Raw genomic sequence first — 15,447 nt, 5'->3', positions numbered from 1 at the left:
CCTGGTCTTCTGCGGTGGCGGTGCGGGTCAGGGCGTGTTCCATCCGGTCCAGGGTGTCCGGGTCCGTGACGTGTTCGGCGCGTTCGAGGGCAAGGGTGATGATGGTCGCGGCGCGGGAGGGGATGGTCCCGGCGGCGAGGGCGGTGGCGAGTTCTTCCCGGGCGGGCGGGACGGTTTGGCCGGTGATTCCGGTGGAGGGCAGGAGCGCGGCGGCCAGGGCCAGGCGGCGTCGGGCTTCGGCGGCGCTGATCCGCAGCCGGGCCCGGAGGAACTCGGCGGTATTCCGGCACCCATCCCCAACAGGCCCGGCAGACCGGCAGGCACAGGAAAACCTGAAGACCTCTCAGGCACGGTCCCGGAAGGCCCGGGTCCGGCAGAAGCGGCAAGCACACCAGGTCCGGGAGACCCGGTAGCCACTGGTTCTGTGCCCCAGCCGGTGGTCCAGCCCTTCCCGGAAGCAGCTCCTGTGGCAGTTTCAGGGCGGGCGGCTTCGTGGCGGGTGCGGTCAACGGCTGCGGCGGCGAGGACCTGAAGGTATTCCACGGTCCGGGAGAGTTCCTCGACCTGGCCGGCGAAGTCCGCCGCGTCGGCGAAGCCGGACAGTGCGAGCTCGCCCGCCGCCGTCGTCCGCGCTGTTCCCAACAGCTCAAGACTCGCAGCCACCGCACCGGACACACCGCCGTCCAAAGCCAGCGCTGCGGGGACGGTTAGCTCTTCCGGAACCAGTGCGCGTCGGGATGCGGCAGAGGCGGGCACCGCGCGGAGGCCCGCCAGCCCCGGAAAGGTGGGCGCTGCAAAACTGGATGCTGCATCCTGCTGGAAGCGGGCGTTGGAGAACAGCCCAAGGCGCGTGGCCTGCTTCGGGGCGTGTTCTCCAACGGCTTCCATGGAACAACTCTGCCAGCAGGGTCCGACAAAATAAGCCCGAACGATCGAACCCCGAAAAACCCCAACGTCGAGCCCGAAAACGCCAACTCTCCGGACGGCTCCAGTTCAGGAAAGGCCTAGTCCTCGGCCACGACTGCCACGGCGCCCGCTGCTACAGTTCCGCCGAAGCGCGTGCCTGAAATAAGCTCCATCCCCGAAACCGAAACCGAGGCGTCTGTCCTCGAATGGTTGATGGCGAACACAAAACTCTTGCCGTCCTCACGACGGCGCCTGGTCAGTTCGACGCCCTGGTCTGAGGCAGCAACTGGGGAAACCCCAGATTCGGACAACAACCTGTCAACGAGAGCGCCGAGGCTGTCCACATCCGGGCACGTGGCGAGATACCAGGCAGTCCCATTTCCCACTTCCCGCCGTGTAAGGGCCGGAACGCCGTCCAAGGGATACTCCGTAAACGTCGCCAGCACCTCTGCTGTCCCGGAACCAGCACCGCTGCCAGCATCATCCCCGTCCCCACCATGAACACGCTCAACAATATGAACATGCTCAACAATATGAACACCGCCAACAACATGAACGTGCTCGCTCCAGATTGAAGCCGTCCCACCGTCGCTGAGCTTCAGCTGTTCACCGGCCAGCAGCGGGTGGAATTCCTCAATCTTGATTCCCAGGAGGTCACGGAACGCGCCGGGGTAGCCGCCCAAGCGGACGTGGTCATGCTCGTCAACTATCCCGCTGAAGTAGCTGACTAGAACCGTTGCGCCACGGCTTGCAGCGGCCGCAATATTGCCCGCGGACTCATCCGAAACGTTGTATAGCGTGCAGACAAGGACAAGGTCGTAGGCGTCGAGGGACGCGGACGGATGCACAAAGTCAACGGACACGCCGCGCAGGAACAAGGACCTGTGGAAGCTGCGCAAGAGATCCAGATACTTCACGTCCTGGCTCGGGTGGGAGTCCAGCTCGGAGGCCCACCAAGCTTCGTAGTCGAAGACGATGGCCACACGGGACTCCACCCGTGAGCCGCGGACCGGAGCCAGACGCTTGAGGGCAGAGCCCAGTTCCACCACCTCGCGCCAGACCCGGGTGTCACGGCCGCCGTGGGGGACCATGGCGGAGTGGAACTTTTCGGACCCGGCGTAGCTTTGCCGCCACTGGAAGAACATCACGGCATCCGCTCCACGAGCCACGTGGGCCAGGGAGTTACGCAGCATCTCGCCGGGCAGCTTTGGCCGGTTGCGTGGTTGCCAGTTGACCGCCGACGTCGAGTGTTCCATCAGGATCCAGGGGTCACCACCAGCGATACCGCGCGTGAGGTCCGCGCTGAAGGCGAGCTCCACCTGGGATTCCGGATCCGCTGCGACCAGGTAGTGGTCGTTCGCGATCACGTCCAGGTCCTGCGCCCAGTCGAAGTAATCAAGGGATTTCGTGGCGCTCGAGGCCATCAGATTGGTGGTGGCCGGGATATGCGGGGTCACCTCACGCAGCACGGCAACCAGGGCGCGGTAAAAGTCCATCAAGGCCCAGGAGCTGAAGCGCTTGAAGTCCAGTTGCTGCCCCGGGTTGAGCGTGAACGGAGCCACCCGCGGAGGCAGAATTTCCTCAAATGAAGCATAATTTTGTGACCAGAAAGCTGTGCCCCACGCACGGTTCACGGCCTCGATTGTTCCATAACGCCGTTCCAGCCAGCGGCGGAACGCGGCAGCATCCTCGTCACCATAGAAATCTGAAACATGGCAGCCAAGTTCGTTATCCACGTGCCACAGGGCCAACGCAGGGTGCTCCTTGTATCGCTCCGCAAGCACTCGCGTGATTCCGGTCGCGTATCGCCGGTAAACGGCCGACGACGGCGAGTAGTGCCGTCTGGAGCCGGGACCAAGCACCGTTCCCTCGGCGGTCACAGGAAGAATTTCCGGGTGCTTGTGCACAAGCCAGGGCGGGGGAGCGGCGGTGGCCGTGGCCAGGGCTACTTTGATCCCGGCAGCCGAAAGATTGTCCAGTACTTCGTCGAGCCACCTGAAGTCGTATTCGCCCTCGCGCGGTTCCAGCAAAGCCCACGAAAAGATCCCGACGCTCAGGAAAGTAACTCCGGCTTCTTTCATGAGGTCCAGGTCCTCAAGCCGAACGTCCACCGGCCACTGCTCCGGGTTGTAGTCGCCACCGTAGGCGATGCCGTCGAAATGGCGCCAGAGAGCTATGGATGGGAGGGATTCCTTGCGGGACATGGGACTCCTTTGTCGGTGGCGCCGGAAGCGGAACTATCAAATTCGATCTTTTGGAAAACGCTTGCCCAACAGGGCGATAACCGATATTGTATCGTTTCAGAAGGCATGTTAGCCAGCTCACTACTTCCGTTGTAGGGACCACCCGAACGCATGCTGACCCAAATCGAGCAAGGAGGCTCTCATGATCAACAGAAGGAATTTCCTCACCACGGTAGCGCTGGGCACAGCGTCAGCCGCTGTTCTGGCAGCCTGTGGCCAGCCATCGCCCGCGCAGACCGGCTCTGCTGAGAACCCCGTCACCATCAACTACACCTGGTGGGGCAACGACGACCGCGCCGAGCGCACGCGCAAGGCAATCGCTCTCTTCGAATCCAAAAACCCGGACATCAAGGTCAACGGCAACTTCACCGACTTCGCCGGTTACTGGCAGAAGCGCGCCACCGAGGCTGCCGGCGGCGGCCTCCCTGATGTCATGCAGTGGGACCTCTCCTATCTGCGTGACTACGGCCAGCGCAATCAGCTCCTGGACCTCAGCACCGTGAAGATCGACACCTCGGCCTTCGACAAGTCGCTTCTCCCCTCTGGCCAGATCAGGGGTAAGACTTACGGCATTCCTACCAGCACCAACGCCTTCGCGGTCTACTACGATCCCGCCAAGCTCGCCTCCCTCGGCATTTCAGAGCCGGACGGCTCCTGGACCTATGACGAATACAACGCCTTCCTCACCGAGGTAGGCACCAAGAGCGGCGGTGCACTCTTCGGCTCCAGCGACTACACATCGGTTTGGTGGATGTTCAACATCTGGCTTCGCCAGCAGAACATCGAAGCCTTCACCGAGGATGGCAAGCTCGGGTTCAGCAAAGACGATCTGAAGGAATGGTGGAACAAGGTTGCGGACCTGCGTGGCACTCCCGCCATCATCTCGGAGGAGCGGATCACGCAGCTCCTTCCCAAGTCCGCGTTTGGCTCCAACGCCACCGCTTCTGAGGTCACCTGGGACAACTTCATGGCCGGTTACCTTGGGGACAGCGGTGCCAAGGAGCTCAAGCTTGTTCCGGTTCCCTCAGACGATCCTGACAACCTGGGCCTGTTCCTCAAGCCTTCCATGCTGATGGTGGCCAGCGCCAAGACCAAAAACAAGGATGCCGCCGCACGCTTCATCGACTTCATGGTCAACGATCCTGAGGTTGGCCAGATCTTCAAGACCTCCCGCGGCGTTCCTGCCTCGAAGACCCAGCGCGACGGCACCACGTTCGAAGGCACCGACAAGCTGGTCGTTGACTACGAGAAGTCCATCGAGAAGTACCTCAAGGACGCTCCCGAGCCCCCCATCGTTGGTTTCGGTACCCTCGAGGCCTCGTTCAAGCGCATCAGCGCAGACCTGAATTTCGGCAAGCTGGACGTGAATGGTGCAGCCGATGCGTGGTTCAAGGAAGCCGAAGACCTCATCAAGCAGAACGCCTGATTCAGGCAGAATGTCTCAATCAGGCTTCACAACTGACGGAATGAATTCGTGACTCAAAGCCCAACCCTGAGCAGGCGTTCGACGTCGTCCGATCTCCCGCAGCCGCGCAAGTCGCGGCAGCGGGGGGCGGACACCCGCGCCGGCTATACTTTCCTGCTGCCCTGGCTGCTGGGATTCATCGCCCTCACCGTAGGCCCGATGATCTCATCGCTGTACCTGTCCTTCACCAACTACAACCTGTTCGAACCACCCAAATGGATAGGACTGGACAACTACATCTCGCTGTTCCAGGACGAACGGTTCCTGCAGTCGGTGGGCGTAACCGTAAGCTACGTAGTCTTCGGTACGCCGATCAAGTTGGCGGCCGCACTGGCCATCGCCATGCTCCTCAACAGCAAGCGCAAAGGCCAGGGGTTCTACCGTTCAGCTTTCTACGCGCCGTCTCTGATCGGGGCCAGCGTCTCGATCGCCATAGTGTGGAAGGCAATGTTCGGCGACTCCGGGCCTGTGGACCAAAGCCTGTCCTTCTTCGGGATCAACCTGGGCGGCTGGGTGGGCAACCCGTCCATGACCATGCCCATGTTCATCCTGCTGACGGTCTGGCAATTCGGTGCACCGATGGTGATCTTCCTGGCCGGCCTGAAGCAGATTCCGGGCGAACTCTATGAGGCTGCGTCCATGGACGGGGCCGGCCCTATCCGGAAGTTCTTCAACATCACCTGGCCCATGCTCTCTCCGGTGATCTTCTTCAACCTGCTCATGGAAACCATCCATGCCTTCCAGATCTTCAACGCCGCCTACATCATCTCGAATGGTGAAGGCGGCCCGGCAGGCTCCACCCTTTTCTACACTCTCTACCTGTACCTGCGGGGCTTCAGCGACTTCCGGATGGGCTATGCGTCAGCAATGGCCTGGCTCCTGGTGATCGTTGTAGGCATCATCACCCTGATCTTCTTCCGCACGTCCAAGTCCTGGGTCCACTACAGCGGTGATTCGAAATGACGACCATAGCAAACCCAACAACGTCTGTAGCAGATACACAGGCGCCGCATTACAACCCCAAGTCGGAGACAGCCGGTGCCAAGCGGCTCAAGAGCATCATTTTCCACGTCGTGGCACTCGCCGTGACGGCCGTGGTGCTCTATCCGGCCCTGTGGATGATCGCCTCGTCCTTCAAGCCGAATGCAGAGATCGGCGGCTCGAACACATCACTGTGGTCAAGCAACTTCAGCTTCGACAACTTCGTTACGGCGATGGAGGGCATTGGCGGCGTCTCCACCATGACGTTCTTCACCAATTCGCTGATCCTGGCCCTCGGCGCCGTGGTGGGGACCATCCTGTCCGCCAGCGTCTCGGCCTATGCGTTCGCCAGAATCAAGTTCCCCGGCCGCAGCATGTTCTTCGGAATGATGATTGCAACGCTGCTGCTGCCGTTCCATGTGGTGATCATTCCGCAGTACATCATCTTCAATCAGCTTGGCCTGGTGGACACCTACATCCCGTTGCTGGTTGGCAAGTTCCTTGCCGCCGACGCTTTCTTCGTCTTCCTGATGGTCCAATTCATGCGGAACCTCCCGGCGGAACTCGACGAAGCAGCGAGGATCGACGGCGCCGGGCATGCCAGGATCTTCGGTTCGATCATGCTTCCGCTCATGAAACCCGCCTTGATTTCGACGTCGATATTCTCCTTCATCTGGAGCTGGAACGACTTCCTCGGCCCCCTGCTGTACCTCAACACCCCGGAGAAATACCCACTGCCACTGGCCCTGCGGCTGTTCGTGGACCAGACCCAGAGCTCTGACTACGGCGCGATGATTGCCATGTCCGTCCTGGCGCTGCTCCCGGTGCTGGTGTTCTTCCTGGTGTTCCAGCGGTACATCGTTGAAGGCGTCTCTACCCAGGGCCTCAAGGGCTGACGGAAACTGAAGGCCGGGAGATCTAGGATGAGCACCATGGAAAGCACCGGACCAAGGCAGGGGAATGATCTTCCGCACGAAGACCCCATCCCGGTCAATCGCTTTGCACTCTTCGCCGAAGCGCTCCTCACTGGCGCCTTGGTCCTGGTCCTTTCCCTTCCGCTTGTGACCATTCCCGCCGCCTACGCCGCGGGAATCTCCCACCTCGAACGGCACCTTTCCGGAAGGGATGACTCCGTCCGCGCCCTTTGGGGGACCTTCCGTTCTGCGCTGCCTGGCAGCTGGAAATTGGGAACGACGACGGCGGTGGGGGCCGCCGTCGTCGTCCTCAATCTGCTGCTGGCAACAGTTGGACAGCTGCCCGGGCGGACAGTGGTCCTGCCCACCACGCTGGTACTGGCCACAGCAGCTGCAGTGTTCCTGCTGAGGACTGCGGCAGCCTGGTCAACCCACCACGACTGGCGGCTGTCAGTGGCCGAGGCGAAGGTTGTTTCGCTCCGTGATTTCAGCGGATCGTTGCTCCTGGTGGCGGCGCTGTTCATGTGCGTTGTGTTCGTCTGGATGCTCGTGGCGCTCTTTATGGTGGTCCCCGGGGCCTTGGTCCTGGCAGCGGCCGCTGTGAAGATCCGCGCAGGACGCAAGTAGCCAAAGCCGAAGCAGCTAATACCAGAGGCCCTCATCCGGGGCTGTTCTCTCACTACCCCTCAGCGAGCAAAGTGTCTTCAGAACGCCCAAAATACGCCGAAGCTGATTCCCTCATTGGGGTGCGCTGGTACACGCCTCTCCGCTTACGCAATTACCGACTTTTCGTCTCCCTTCAGTTCCTGGGAAGTACGGGCGTATGGATGCAGCGGCTGGCCCAGGACTGGCTGGTACTTCAGCTCACCGGAAGCCCGGCCGCCGTCGGGTTTGCTGTAGCGCTGCAGTTCTTGCCTATGCTTGTGGTGGGACCGTTGAGCGGCATTCTGGTGGACCTATTTCCCAAAAGGCGCATCCTGTTGGTGTGCCAGTCCATCGCCGCGGTCCTGGCCATGACCCTCGCGGTTCTCAATGCCAATGGGTCCATCACGGTGTGGGCCGTTTATGCGTGCTGTGTTGCCTTGGGGGTGACCTCGGCCGTGGATGGCCCTGCTCGCCAGGTTTTTGTCAGCGAAGTGGTGGGTGATGATGCACTCAGGCCCGCCATCGGGCTCAACAATGCCATCCACCAGTTGGGCGCGATGGTAGGGCCGGCCTTGGCCGGGGTGGTGATAGCCAAAGCCGGCGTGGCCGCTGCTTTCGCCGCCAACTCTGTGATCTGCCTGGCGGTTATTGGCTTGGTGGCTGGGATCCGGACTTCTCAACTTCATGGCATCCCCACCCCTATGCGTGGTCGGGGCCAGGTCCTGGCAGGTTTCCGGCATGTGCAGCAGAGACCTGCCCTGATGCTCGTGATCCTGCTGGCAGGCTTGATGGGTGTCTTCGGAATGAACGGGCCCGTGGTGCTCGCGGCCTTCGCCGACACCATCTGGCACAGCGGAGCTCAGGGCTTCGGCCTGTTCAATACGTTCAGCGCAGTGGGTGCCTTGGCCGGAGCACTCCTCGCCGGGCGCTTGGGATCGTTGGGGCGGCCGGGACTTGTTGCGGCGGCGGCGCTGTTCGGGCTCGCTCAGCTTATCGCTGCGCTGATGCCGAGCCAGGAGTGGTTTGTCGTCATGTTGGTGCTCGTGGGGCTCATGACCTTGCTCTTCCTCACGAGCGCAGCAACGACTGTGCAGCTTGAGGCGGGGCCCGAAGTGCGGGGGAGGGTGATGGCCTTGTACCTGCCCTTGTTGCTCGGCGGCCACGCTTTTGGCGGCCTCCTGGCAGGCTGGCTGACCGAGCAGTTCGGTGTCAGGGAAGGGCTAGTGGCTACAGGTGCTTTTGGGATGCTGTCTGCCGCTGTGATCGGGCTTTTGATGTGGAGGAACTTTCGACGCCGGAGCGGCGATCCGCGTCAGAGTTGAGCCCTCAAGGCGGCGGCCTCGGCAGCGTTCAGCCTGCCATCGCTGACCCAGACCGTGAAGGTCCGCGTCACGGCCTCACTCGCTGCCAGTTCCACGGGGCGTTCCCAAGCAAGGGCTGAGCCGACGCCGGGATAATCGGCGGCACGGACGAACCAAGGATCCTGGGACTGAGGGGGAGCGGCGAAAACAAGGCTCGCAGGCCCCTCGGCGAAATCCCCGGTCCAGGCAAGCCAGGGCGATACAGAACCGTGGACCAGGGACTCCCCGGATTGATCGGCGGTGAAGACAGCGACGTCGTTGCACGGCGGGAGCCGCCAGAAGAATCCTCCGTAGCCACTGCCTGCCGCTCCATTGGAACCAGGGCCACCCAAGGATGCGGGCACGACGGCGGTGAGTTCGGTTTCAAGGTCGAATCGCCACGTGCGATGGTCAACTTGCGTGGCCTTGGTGCTTCGGCGCTCCCGCAGAAGCTCCGCACCGTCGGGTGCCCGCCAGCTCAGTTCCTGTTCCAGGAGGCCGGGGGCCACAGTGCATCCGGTTTGAAGGATGGTGCCGTGATCATCGCGTTCCTCATAGCGGCGCGCATTGCGGGTATAGGTTTTGCCGCCCCAGAAGTTGGTGCCATTGACGTCCTGGAGTGCGATGCCTACCCCGAGATGCCACGGGTGGTCGGACGGGAGGTGGTCACTGACCACCACTCCAGCCAGGGTTCGGACCGGATGCAAGTAGGGCCTGGGGGAGAGCCGTCCGGCAAGGGTGCTGCCAGTCCGGAGGGAAGCCAGCACGCCGCCGTCGTTCTGTTCCTGGCCTTCCAAGGCCAGTACCCCAGCCGGTTCCCCAGGCAGGGGCACCGCCCAGGGAAGAGCGAGTTCGCTGAAGGTGGCGTGGGCTGCAGTCGCACGGTCCAGGGCATCCTCGATCCCCATTACCACGGCGTGCGCGGCCTCGCCTTCACCCTGCCAGACGATGAACTCATCGCCAATCCGGGTTGGAGGCTCCGCCGTCCGGATCGCCTCAAGGACGCGCATGAAGGCACCGCTGTCCGCCAGGGGGCTGATCAGCGGACCGCCCTCCGTCAGGTGTTCCAGAAGATTCTCGGTCAGGTCATCCCTGTCAAAGATTTCCCTGCGCTCCCCGTGGGAGGTCAGGACGCTCAGCCGGTCCTCGGTGTAGTGGAAAACAGCTGAACCTTCAGAGCCTTGGATGGTGATGTACGGCTCCACTGATTCGTCGGCGCACAGCGTCAGCGCGCAAGTGATGGGGATCCCGGTGACGGTGCGGAGGCGGATCACGGACGTGTCGTCGGACTCGATGTCATTCGCCCGGTAAAGATCAGTTTCGACAGAGACCAGGTCGTCAAACCGGCGGGCATCGGCAATCCGCAGGGCCGTGGCGATTGCGTGTGCCAGCGGGTTCGTGGCCACGCCATCAACAACATCAATCCCGTCGATGCTGCGCTTTCCTGCCCAGCGGGAGCGCTTGTAGTAAGCGCGGTCGCGGACCCAGCTCCCCGTTGCGGTAATCCCCAGCAGATCACCGATCTCGCCTAGGGCAACGAGGTCGCGGATCGCTTCGAGGGCATGTGAACCCAGGCTCTGGAATCCGATTTGGACACTGCGCCCGGCCGATTCGGCTGCCCTCTGCAGGCGCTGAAAATCGGCCAAAGAAGCAACCGGCGGCTTCTCCAGATAAAGATGAGCAGCAGTAAGGGCGGCCAGGGCAAGCGCAGCGTGTGTCTGGATGGGAGTTGCCACAATCACCACGTCCAGGGCGGGGGTGCGCTCCAGCAGGTCGTCCAGATTGCCGAAGAGGGCGGTCTCCACGGGCAGAGCGCCTTCGGCGGGCGGGTTCGGATCCGCCACAGCTACCAGGCTGACCAGGCCCTTGTCCTGCAGCCTTTTGAGATTCCTCAGGTGATGGGTGCCAAAGCCATGGACTCCCACGAGGGCCACCCGGAGAGCGCCGGCGGGAACCTCATCCATTCCGCGGGAGGCCTGAACATCCGAAGCGCCCTGCGTCTGGGTCAGGGGCTTGGGAATTGAGGGATCAGGAGCGGACGGGGCCATGGCTCTCCTCGTTGTCAGATGTTTTACCTGCTGCCGCGAGGGGCACAGCAGGCGCTTTGTGCTGCATTTTCCGCTTGGTTTCCCGGGAAGTCCGCAATGCGGCTTTTCCTGTTCCGCATCGCGGCTTTCTCTATTACACACTAGCGCGGCAAGCGCTTTCCAAGGCGGTGTGACAGCAGTTTACTTCAATCAGGGCGTTCATTTGGCGATTCCGATGTTCACCCTTGACCAAGGAAGCCAAACGGTCTACATTTTCGAGAAACCGCTTACTGACCGTGATCCTCCACGACTGAGCCGCACGTTCTGCAACGTTGGAGAGTCTAAGAGCCGCAAGACACCGGCAGGAAGCCTCGTCCCCGCAAAATCAGAGAAAGCTGCAAGATGAAGATCCTGTTGGCCGGCGACTCCACGGTTGCCAATTGCCCCACGCATGAGTATCCGATGAACGGCTGGGGAGCCCATCTCGCTGCAGAGGTTTATTCCTGGGCTGCCGTGTACAACTATGCCAAGGGCGGTGCCAGCACCGAGTCGTTCCGTGAGGAAGGACTGTGGGCGGCTTTGCTTGCGGAAGCCGGGAAGGGCGACCTTGTCCTGATTCAGTTCGGACACAATGATCAGAAACGTCCCCATCTCGCAGCCCGGACCGGTTATGCCGCAAACCTTCGCACCATGCTTGCCGAGGTCCGGTCCCTGGACGCCAGCCTGTCCTCTGCACCTCGGTTGAGCGGAGGCACTTCCTTGGCGGAAGCGGAAACGTCCTCGACCTTGAAGAGAGCCTCGAGGACTACCCGGAAGTGGTGCGGGAGCTGGCTGCGGAACTCCAGGTGCCCATGATCGATCTCAACCGCTGGACGCGTGAGCTTTATCTCCGACTGGGTGCGGAGAGTTCAAGGGAGCTCTTCTGCCATTTTGAGCCGGGGGAGCATGCCTACTGGCCTGACGGATTGGCCGACAATACCCACTTTCGCGAGGACGGAGCGCGGTTGATCGCCGGATATGTCGCAGGCCAGCTGGCACATGCCGGTTTCGGCTCCAATGAACGCACGACTTCCAGTGAACGCACGCCGGCGGGGATCGCCTGAGTGCCGACACGCCAAACAAGACACGCCGTGGGACTTAACGCGGCTGTGTGAGATCCCGGCCTGCTGGGTATGGAGCCTTTAGCGGAAAGCGGCGCTCAGGCTGGGGCGCTCCCACTCCGCGAAATCCGTTTGTCCGTAACCTGTGGTCTGCAATCCGTGGTCCACAATTTGTGGGAGGTCGGGGTATGAGCCGGCGATCGTCAGCACAATGGGCAAGGGCCGCCCGCTCTACTGAGGATGCGGATCTGGACGTACTGATTCCAACCTGTAACCGGCCTGCCGAGCTTGCCGTTACCTTGGCGGGCTTGGCTGGCCAGGCAGACCCGCCCTTTCGCGTCATCGTCAGCGATCAATCGTCGGCCGAGCCTGGCTGGGGACATCCGGCAGCGGCAGCCATGGTCCGCCTGCTTGGGGCGCAAGGCAGGCCCACGTCCCTGATCCGCCATTTGCCCAGGCTGGGGCTTGCCGAGCATCGGCAGTTCCTGCTGGAGCAGTCAGGTGCAGAGAAGGTGCTGTTCCTTGACGACGATGTCTGGCTGGAACCCGGCGCGCTGGAGAGAATGAGTGACGCCTTGGATCGGCTGGAGTGCGGTTTCGTTGGCATGGCACCCCAAGGGTTGTCCTTCCTGAACGACAAACGGCCCGAACAGATGGTGTCCTTCGCTGCCTGGGACGGTCCCGTTACCCCGGAGAGAATCAGGCCGGACGCTCCCGGCTTTGAGCGGTGGCCGCTTCACAGTGCGGCAAACCTGAGCCACCTGAGCGCCCAACTGGGCCTGGAGCCGGGGCAATGGGTCCCCTACCGGGTTGCGTGGGTTGGCGGGTGCACCATGTACCGACGGGAGGCACTGAACGAGGCAGGTGGGTTCAGCTTCTGGCACCAACTGCCCCCTGAGCACTGTGGTGAAGACGTGCTGGCGCAGTGGCAGGTGATGGAAACCCATGGAGGCGCCGGCATCCTCCCTTCGGGCGCAGTCCACCTGGAATCGCCCACCACAGTGAGCGATCGGAGTGTGGAAGCCTTTGAATCAGTTCTGGGGGCAGTCAGCGGAAACTACCGGCAGGATCTATAAGGACGCCTTAACACCGGCCTCTGAGCCGGCTGTGCTTTGCCGGACAACCAGTTCGGGAGTGAAGACAACAGCCCTGTGCCGGACCTGCTGTGATTCCAGCTCCTCGGTCAGAAGTTCGATGGCCGTCCTTCCAATGGCTTCAGTGGGCTGGCGGATGGAGGACAAAGGAACCACAGCCGAGACTGAAAAGTCGATGTCGTCGTAGCCGATCAAGGCAATATCCTCGGGAATGCGAAGGGTATGCATCATAGTCAGTGACTGCATGACGCCAAGGGCCAGGAGATCGTTGGCGCAAAAGATCCCGTCGGGGAGGTTCTTGGCAGGGCGTTCCACCAGGCGGTTCCCTATGCACCGGCCTGCCAGTACGGATTGTCCTTCTGAATCCAGCACCTCAAGGGTGGCATCGGCCTCTTCCTTAACCGCCCGCTGTGCCCCGCGGAGACGGTCGGCCACCTGATGAATCGATAACGGACCTCCCACGAAGGCGAGCCGACGGCGGCCAATGTCCAGCAGGTGCCGCGCTGCGAGGTAACCCCCCTCGTCGTCGTCGACCGAGACTGAGCTGAACATGGCGTCGTCGGCCAGCCGGTCCACCAGAACGGTGGGGACTCCGCGTTCCCTGAGGACATTCAGCCTGGCGGTCACGTCTCCAACGGGAGAAATCAGAAGCCCCTGCACCCGCTGCTCCTGAAAGAGATCAATGTAGTTCGATTCACGGCTCTCGTTGTGGCCGCTGTCCCCGAGCAGGACGGCGCTGCCCTGAAGCGCCGCGGCGTCCTCAGCCGCGCGGACCAAGGAAGTGAAGAAGGGGTTTCCGACGTCAAGCACGATGAGTCCGATAGTCCTGCTGTGGCCGGCCCGGAGCTGACGGGCAGCATCATTGCGTACGAACCCCAGATCATCAATGGCCTTCAGGACCCGTTCCTTGGTCCGCTGGGAAACACGGTCCGGGTAGTTCAAGACGTTGGAAACCGTGCCGACGGCGACACCTGCCTGATTCGCAACATCCTTGATGCTGGCTGTCCGATTCATTTTCTCCCAGTCCTTCTGCTTACTGCCTCCAGAGCGTGGTGCACCTTAGGAAGACACGTTTGCTTGTGGGCAATTGCTTGACACTTGCTCGACTTCAAGAGTACGTTGAATCGTAACAATGAAACGATTCAACTGTTCGTGTTTTTCACATTGATTCAGCAGTCTTCAGGAGAGATGCAAATGCGAGTGTGCTTCCGATCTTCAGTGCAGCCGGGACTCATCGATGAGTACCGGCGGCGGCATGCTGCGGTTTGGCCGGAGATGCTGCGGGCACTCAAGGACGCAGGATGGCACAACTACTCCCTTTTCCTTGGCGCCGACGGACTCCTGATCGGCTACCTGGAATGCGATGACTTTGATGAAGTGAGAGCCCGTATGGCCGTGACGGAAGTCAACGGCCGCTGGCAGGCCGAGATGTCCCTTCTCTTCGAAGACTCCGAGCGGCGGCCCGACGAGGGGTTTCAGATTCTCGAGGAAGTCTTCAACCTGGACGGCCAGCTGGCTGCCCTGGATACCCACTAACCACGCTCCACCACCGGAAAGAATGACTATGAACGACGTAGCGACGGCGCTGGGCAGGCTCGAGGAGCTTGCTATTGAGGTTCCCTCTTGGGCATATGGAAATTCGGGGACCCGTTTCAGGGTGTTTGGTACGCCGGGCACTCCGAGGACAATCCACGAGAAGTTGGCAGATGCGGCCATGGTCCATGAGGTGACGGGACTGGCACCCACGGTGGCGTTGCACATTCCGTGGGACAAGGTGGATGACTACTCCGCGCTGGGTGAATACGCGGCGGGTCTGGGGGTGGGTCTGGGGACGATTAACTCGAACACGTTCCAGGATGATGAGTACAAGTTCGGGTCGCTGACGTCCTCGGATGCGTCGGTGCGGAGGCGGGCCGTTGACCATCATTTTGAGTGCATCGACATCATGCACGCCACAGGTTCACGGGACCTGAAGATCTGGCTCGCTGACGGGACCAACTACCCGGGCCAGGATGATCTGCGGGGCCGGCAGGACCGGTTGGCGGAGTCGCTGGCGGAGATCTACGCACGGCTGGGTGAGAGCCAGAGGCTGGTGCTGGAGTACAAGTTCTTTGAACCGGCGTTCTATCACACCGATGTTCCGGATTGGGGGACGTCCTACGCGCAGGTGCTGGCGTTGGGGGAGAAGGCGTTGGTGTGCCTGGATACCGGTCATCACGCGCCGGGAACCAACATCGAATTCATCGTGATGCAGTTGCTGCGGCTGGGGAAGCTGGGGTCCTTCGATTTCAATTCCCGTTTCTATGCCGATGATGATCTGATTGTGGGCGCGGCTGATCCGTTCCAGCTGTTCCGGATCATGGTCGAGGTCATCCGCGGGGGAGGGTACGGCAAGGATTCCGAGGTGGCCCTGATGCTGGACCAGTGCCACAACCTGGAGGAGAAGATTCCCGGGCAGATCCGCTCGGTGCTGAACGTGCAGGAAATGACCGCCCGGGCTCTGCTGGTGGACCGCGAAGCCCTGGCGGAGGCTCAGCGGGCCGGGGATGTCCTGGCCGCGAACGGCATCTTCAACGATGCCTTCTACACCGACGTCCGGCCCATCCTGGCCCAGTGGCGTGAATCCCGCGGCCTGCCCGCTGACCCGATGGCAGCGTTCAAGGCCAGCGGCTACCAGAAGAAAATCAACGAGGACCGCGTCGGCGGCCACCAAGCCGGATGGGGCGCGTGAA

Annotated in this window: 14 protein-coding genes and 1 pseudogene; 11 read left to right on the top strand and 4 right to left on the bottom strand. The window is 61.8% G+C overall.

Annotated elements, in window-relative coordinates; genetic code table 11:
- A pseudogene (locus tag MU551_RS08180) lies at positions 1–256 on the bottom strand (hypothetical protein); the annotation flags it as partial.
- 236 nt (positions 257–492) lie between these two features.
- Here MU551_RS08180 and MU551_RS08175 point away from each other — a divergent pair.
- Positions 493–711, top strand: coding sequence for a hypothetical protein (locus MU551_RS08175; protein ID WP_247042343.1), 219 nt, complete (start codon positions 493–495; stop codon positions 709–711).
- Positions 712–1,004: 293 nt separating this feature from the next.
- On the opposite strand, the gene MU551_RS08170 is transcribed toward MU551_RS08175, so the two are convergent.
- Complete coding sequence (locus MU551_RS08170; RefSeq protein ID WP_247042341.1) at positions 1,005–3,110, bottom strand: beta-galactosidase; 2,106 nt, start codon at positions 3,108–3,110, stop codon at positions 1,005–1,007.
- Between the two features lie 181 nt (positions 3,111–3,291).
- Between MU551_RS08170 and MU551_RS08165 the strand changes: the two genes are divergently transcribed.
- The 5 genes from MU551_RS08165 to MU551_RS08145 all read left to right on the top strand — a co-directional run bounded on the left by MU551_RS08165 (position 3,292) and on the right by MU551_RS08145 (position 8,476).
- Positions 3,292–4,575, top strand: coding sequence for an ABC transporter substrate-binding protein (locus tag MU551_RS08165; protein WP_247042338.1), 1,284 nt, complete (start codon positions 3,292–3,294; stop codon positions 4,573–4,575).
- Positions 4,576–4,623: 48 nt separating this feature from the next.
- Positions 4,624–5,577 (top strand): carbohydrate ABC transporter permease, encoded by a 954-nt coding sequence (locus tag MU551_RS08160; RefSeq protein ID WP_247042336.1) that lies wholly within the window; start codon positions 4,624–4,626, stop codon positions 5,575–5,577.
- A complete protein-coding gene (locus MU551_RS08155) occupies positions 5,574–6,491 on the top strand; it encodes a carbohydrate ABC transporter permease (protein ID WP_247042334.1) in 918 nt (305 codons plus the stop codon). Before MU551_RS08160 ends, MU551_RS08155 begins: the two co-directional genes overlap by 4 nt.
- A gap of 27 nt (positions 6,492–6,518) precedes the next feature.
- On the top strand, positions 6,519–7,136 hold the full coding sequence (locus MU551_RS08150) for a Poxvirus protein I5 (RefSeq protein WP_247042333.1): 618 nt from the start codon (positions 6,519–6,521) through the stop codon (positions 7,134–7,136).
- A 71-nt stretch (positions 7,137–7,207) separates the two neighbouring features.
- Positions 7,208–8,476: an MFS transporter gene (locus MU551_RS08145; protein WP_247042332.1), complete on the top strand. Its 1,269-nt coding sequence runs from the start codon at positions 7,208–7,210 to the stop codon at positions 8,474–8,476.
- On the opposite strand, the gene MU551_RS08140 is transcribed toward MU551_RS08145, so the two are convergent.
- Positions 8,467–10,542 carry a DUF6807 family protein gene (locus MU551_RS08140; RefSeq protein ID WP_247042331.1) on the bottom strand — a complete coding sequence of 692 codons (2,076 nt, stop codon included), beginning with the start codon at positions 10,540–10,542 and terminating at the stop codon, positions 8,467–8,469. The genes MU551_RS08145 and MU551_RS08140 overlap by 10 nt on opposite strands.
- A gap of 381 nt (positions 10,543–10,923) precedes the next feature.
- Here MU551_RS08140 and MU551_RS08135 point away from each other — a divergent pair, with 381 nt between their 5' ends.
- From MU551_RS08135 to MU551_RS08125, 3 genes are all read left to right on the top strand, one after another.
- Entirely contained in the window at positions 10,924–11,376 is a 453-nt protein-coding gene (locus tag MU551_RS08135) for a GDSL-type esterase/lipase family protein (RefSeq protein ID WP_247042330.1), read from the top strand.
- On the top strand, positions 11,373–11,624 hold the full coding sequence (locus tag MU551_RS08130) for an SGNH/GDSL hydrolase family protein (protein ID WP_247042329.1): 252 nt from the start codon (positions 11,373–11,375) through the stop codon (positions 11,622–11,624). The genes MU551_RS08135 and MU551_RS08130 overlap by 4 nt, the downstream gene beginning before the upstream one ends.
- Before the next feature lie 185 nt (positions 11,625–11,809).
- Complete coding sequence (locus MU551_RS08125; protein ID WP_247042328.1) at positions 11,810–12,697, top strand: glycosyltransferase family 2 protein; 888 nt, start codon at positions 11,810–11,812, stop codon at positions 12,695–12,697.
- Here MU551_RS08125 and MU551_RS08120 read toward each other — a convergent pair.
- A complete protein-coding gene (locus tag MU551_RS08120; protein WP_247042327.1) occupies positions 12,692–13,729 on the bottom strand; it encodes a LacI family DNA-binding transcriptional regulator in 1,038 nt (345 codons plus the stop codon). The genes MU551_RS08125 and MU551_RS08120 overlap by 6 nt on opposite strands.
- A gap of 180 nt (positions 13,730–13,909) precedes the next feature.
- Here MU551_RS08120 and MU551_RS08115 point away from each other — a divergent pair, with 180 nt between their 5' ends.
- Together MU551_RS08115 and rhaI are read left to right on the top strand one after the other, a co-directional pair.
- The gene (locus tag MU551_RS08115; RefSeq protein ID WP_247042395.1) at positions 13,910–14,251 is read left to right on the top strand and encodes an L-rhamnose mutarotase; all 342 of its coding nucleotides are present in this window, start codon (positions 13,910–13,912) and stop codon (positions 14,249–14,251) included.
- Between the two features lie 28 nt (positions 14,252–14,279).
- The gene (gene rhaI / locus MU551_RS08110) at positions 14,280–15,446 is read left to right on the top strand and encodes an L-rhamnose isomerase (RefSeq protein WP_247042326.1); all 1,167 of its coding nucleotides are present in this window, start codon (positions 14,280–14,282) and stop codon (positions 15,444–15,446) included.
- The last annotated feature ends 1 nt before the right edge of the window (position 15,447 follow it).

This window comes from Arthrobacter rhizosphaerae, assembly GCF_023062595.1.
Taxonomy (GTDB): domain Bacteria; phylum Actinomycetota; class Actinomycetes; order Actinomycetales; family Micrococcaceae; genus Arthrobacter; species Arthrobacter rhizosphaerae.
This window is presented reverse-complemented; position numbering and strand designations above follow the sequence as displayed.

Coding starts and splice junctions, on each gene's coding strand:
- MU551_RS08170 (WP_247042341.1), bottom strand. CDS start 3,110: ATGTCCCGCAAGGAATCCCTCCCATCCATAGCTCTCTGGCGCCATTTC.
- MU551_RS08115 (WP_247042395.1), top strand. CDS start 13,910: ATGCGAGTGTGCTTCCGATCTTCAGTGCAGCCGGGACTCATCGATGAG.
- MU551_RS08120 (WP_247042327.1), bottom strand. CDS start 13,729: ATGAATCGGACAGCCAGCATCAAGGATGTTGCGAATCAGGCAGGTGTC.
- MU551_RS08135 (WP_247042330.1), top strand. CDS start 10,924: ATGAAGATCCTGTTGGCCGGCGACTCCACGGTTGCCAATTGCCCCACG.
- MU551_RS08150 (WP_247042333.1), top strand. CDS start 6,519: ATGAGCACCATGGAAAGCACCGGACCAAGGCAGGGGAATGATCTTCCG.
- MU551_RS08165 (WP_247042338.1), top strand. CDS start 3,292: ATGATCAACAGAAGGAATTTCCTCACCACGGTAGCGCTGGGCACAGCG.
- MU551_RS08155 (WP_247042334.1), top strand. CDS start 5,574: ATGACGACCATAGCAAACCCAACAACGTCTGTAGCAGATACACAGGCG.
- MU551_RS08130 (WP_247042329.1), top strand. CDS start 11,373: ATGATCGATCTCAACCGCTGGACGCGTGAGCTTTATCTCCGACTGGGT.
- MU551_RS08140 (WP_247042331.1), bottom strand. CDS start 10,542: ATGGCCCCGTCCGCTCCTGATCCCTCAATTCCCAAGCCCCTGACCCAG.
- rhaI (WP_247042326.1), top strand. CDS start 14,280: ATGAACGACGTAGCGACGGCGCTGGGCAGGCTCGAGGAGCTTGCTATT.
- MU551_RS08125 (WP_247042328.1), top strand. CDS start 11,810: ATGAGCCGGCGATCGTCAGCACAATGGGCAAGGGCCGCCCGCTCTACT.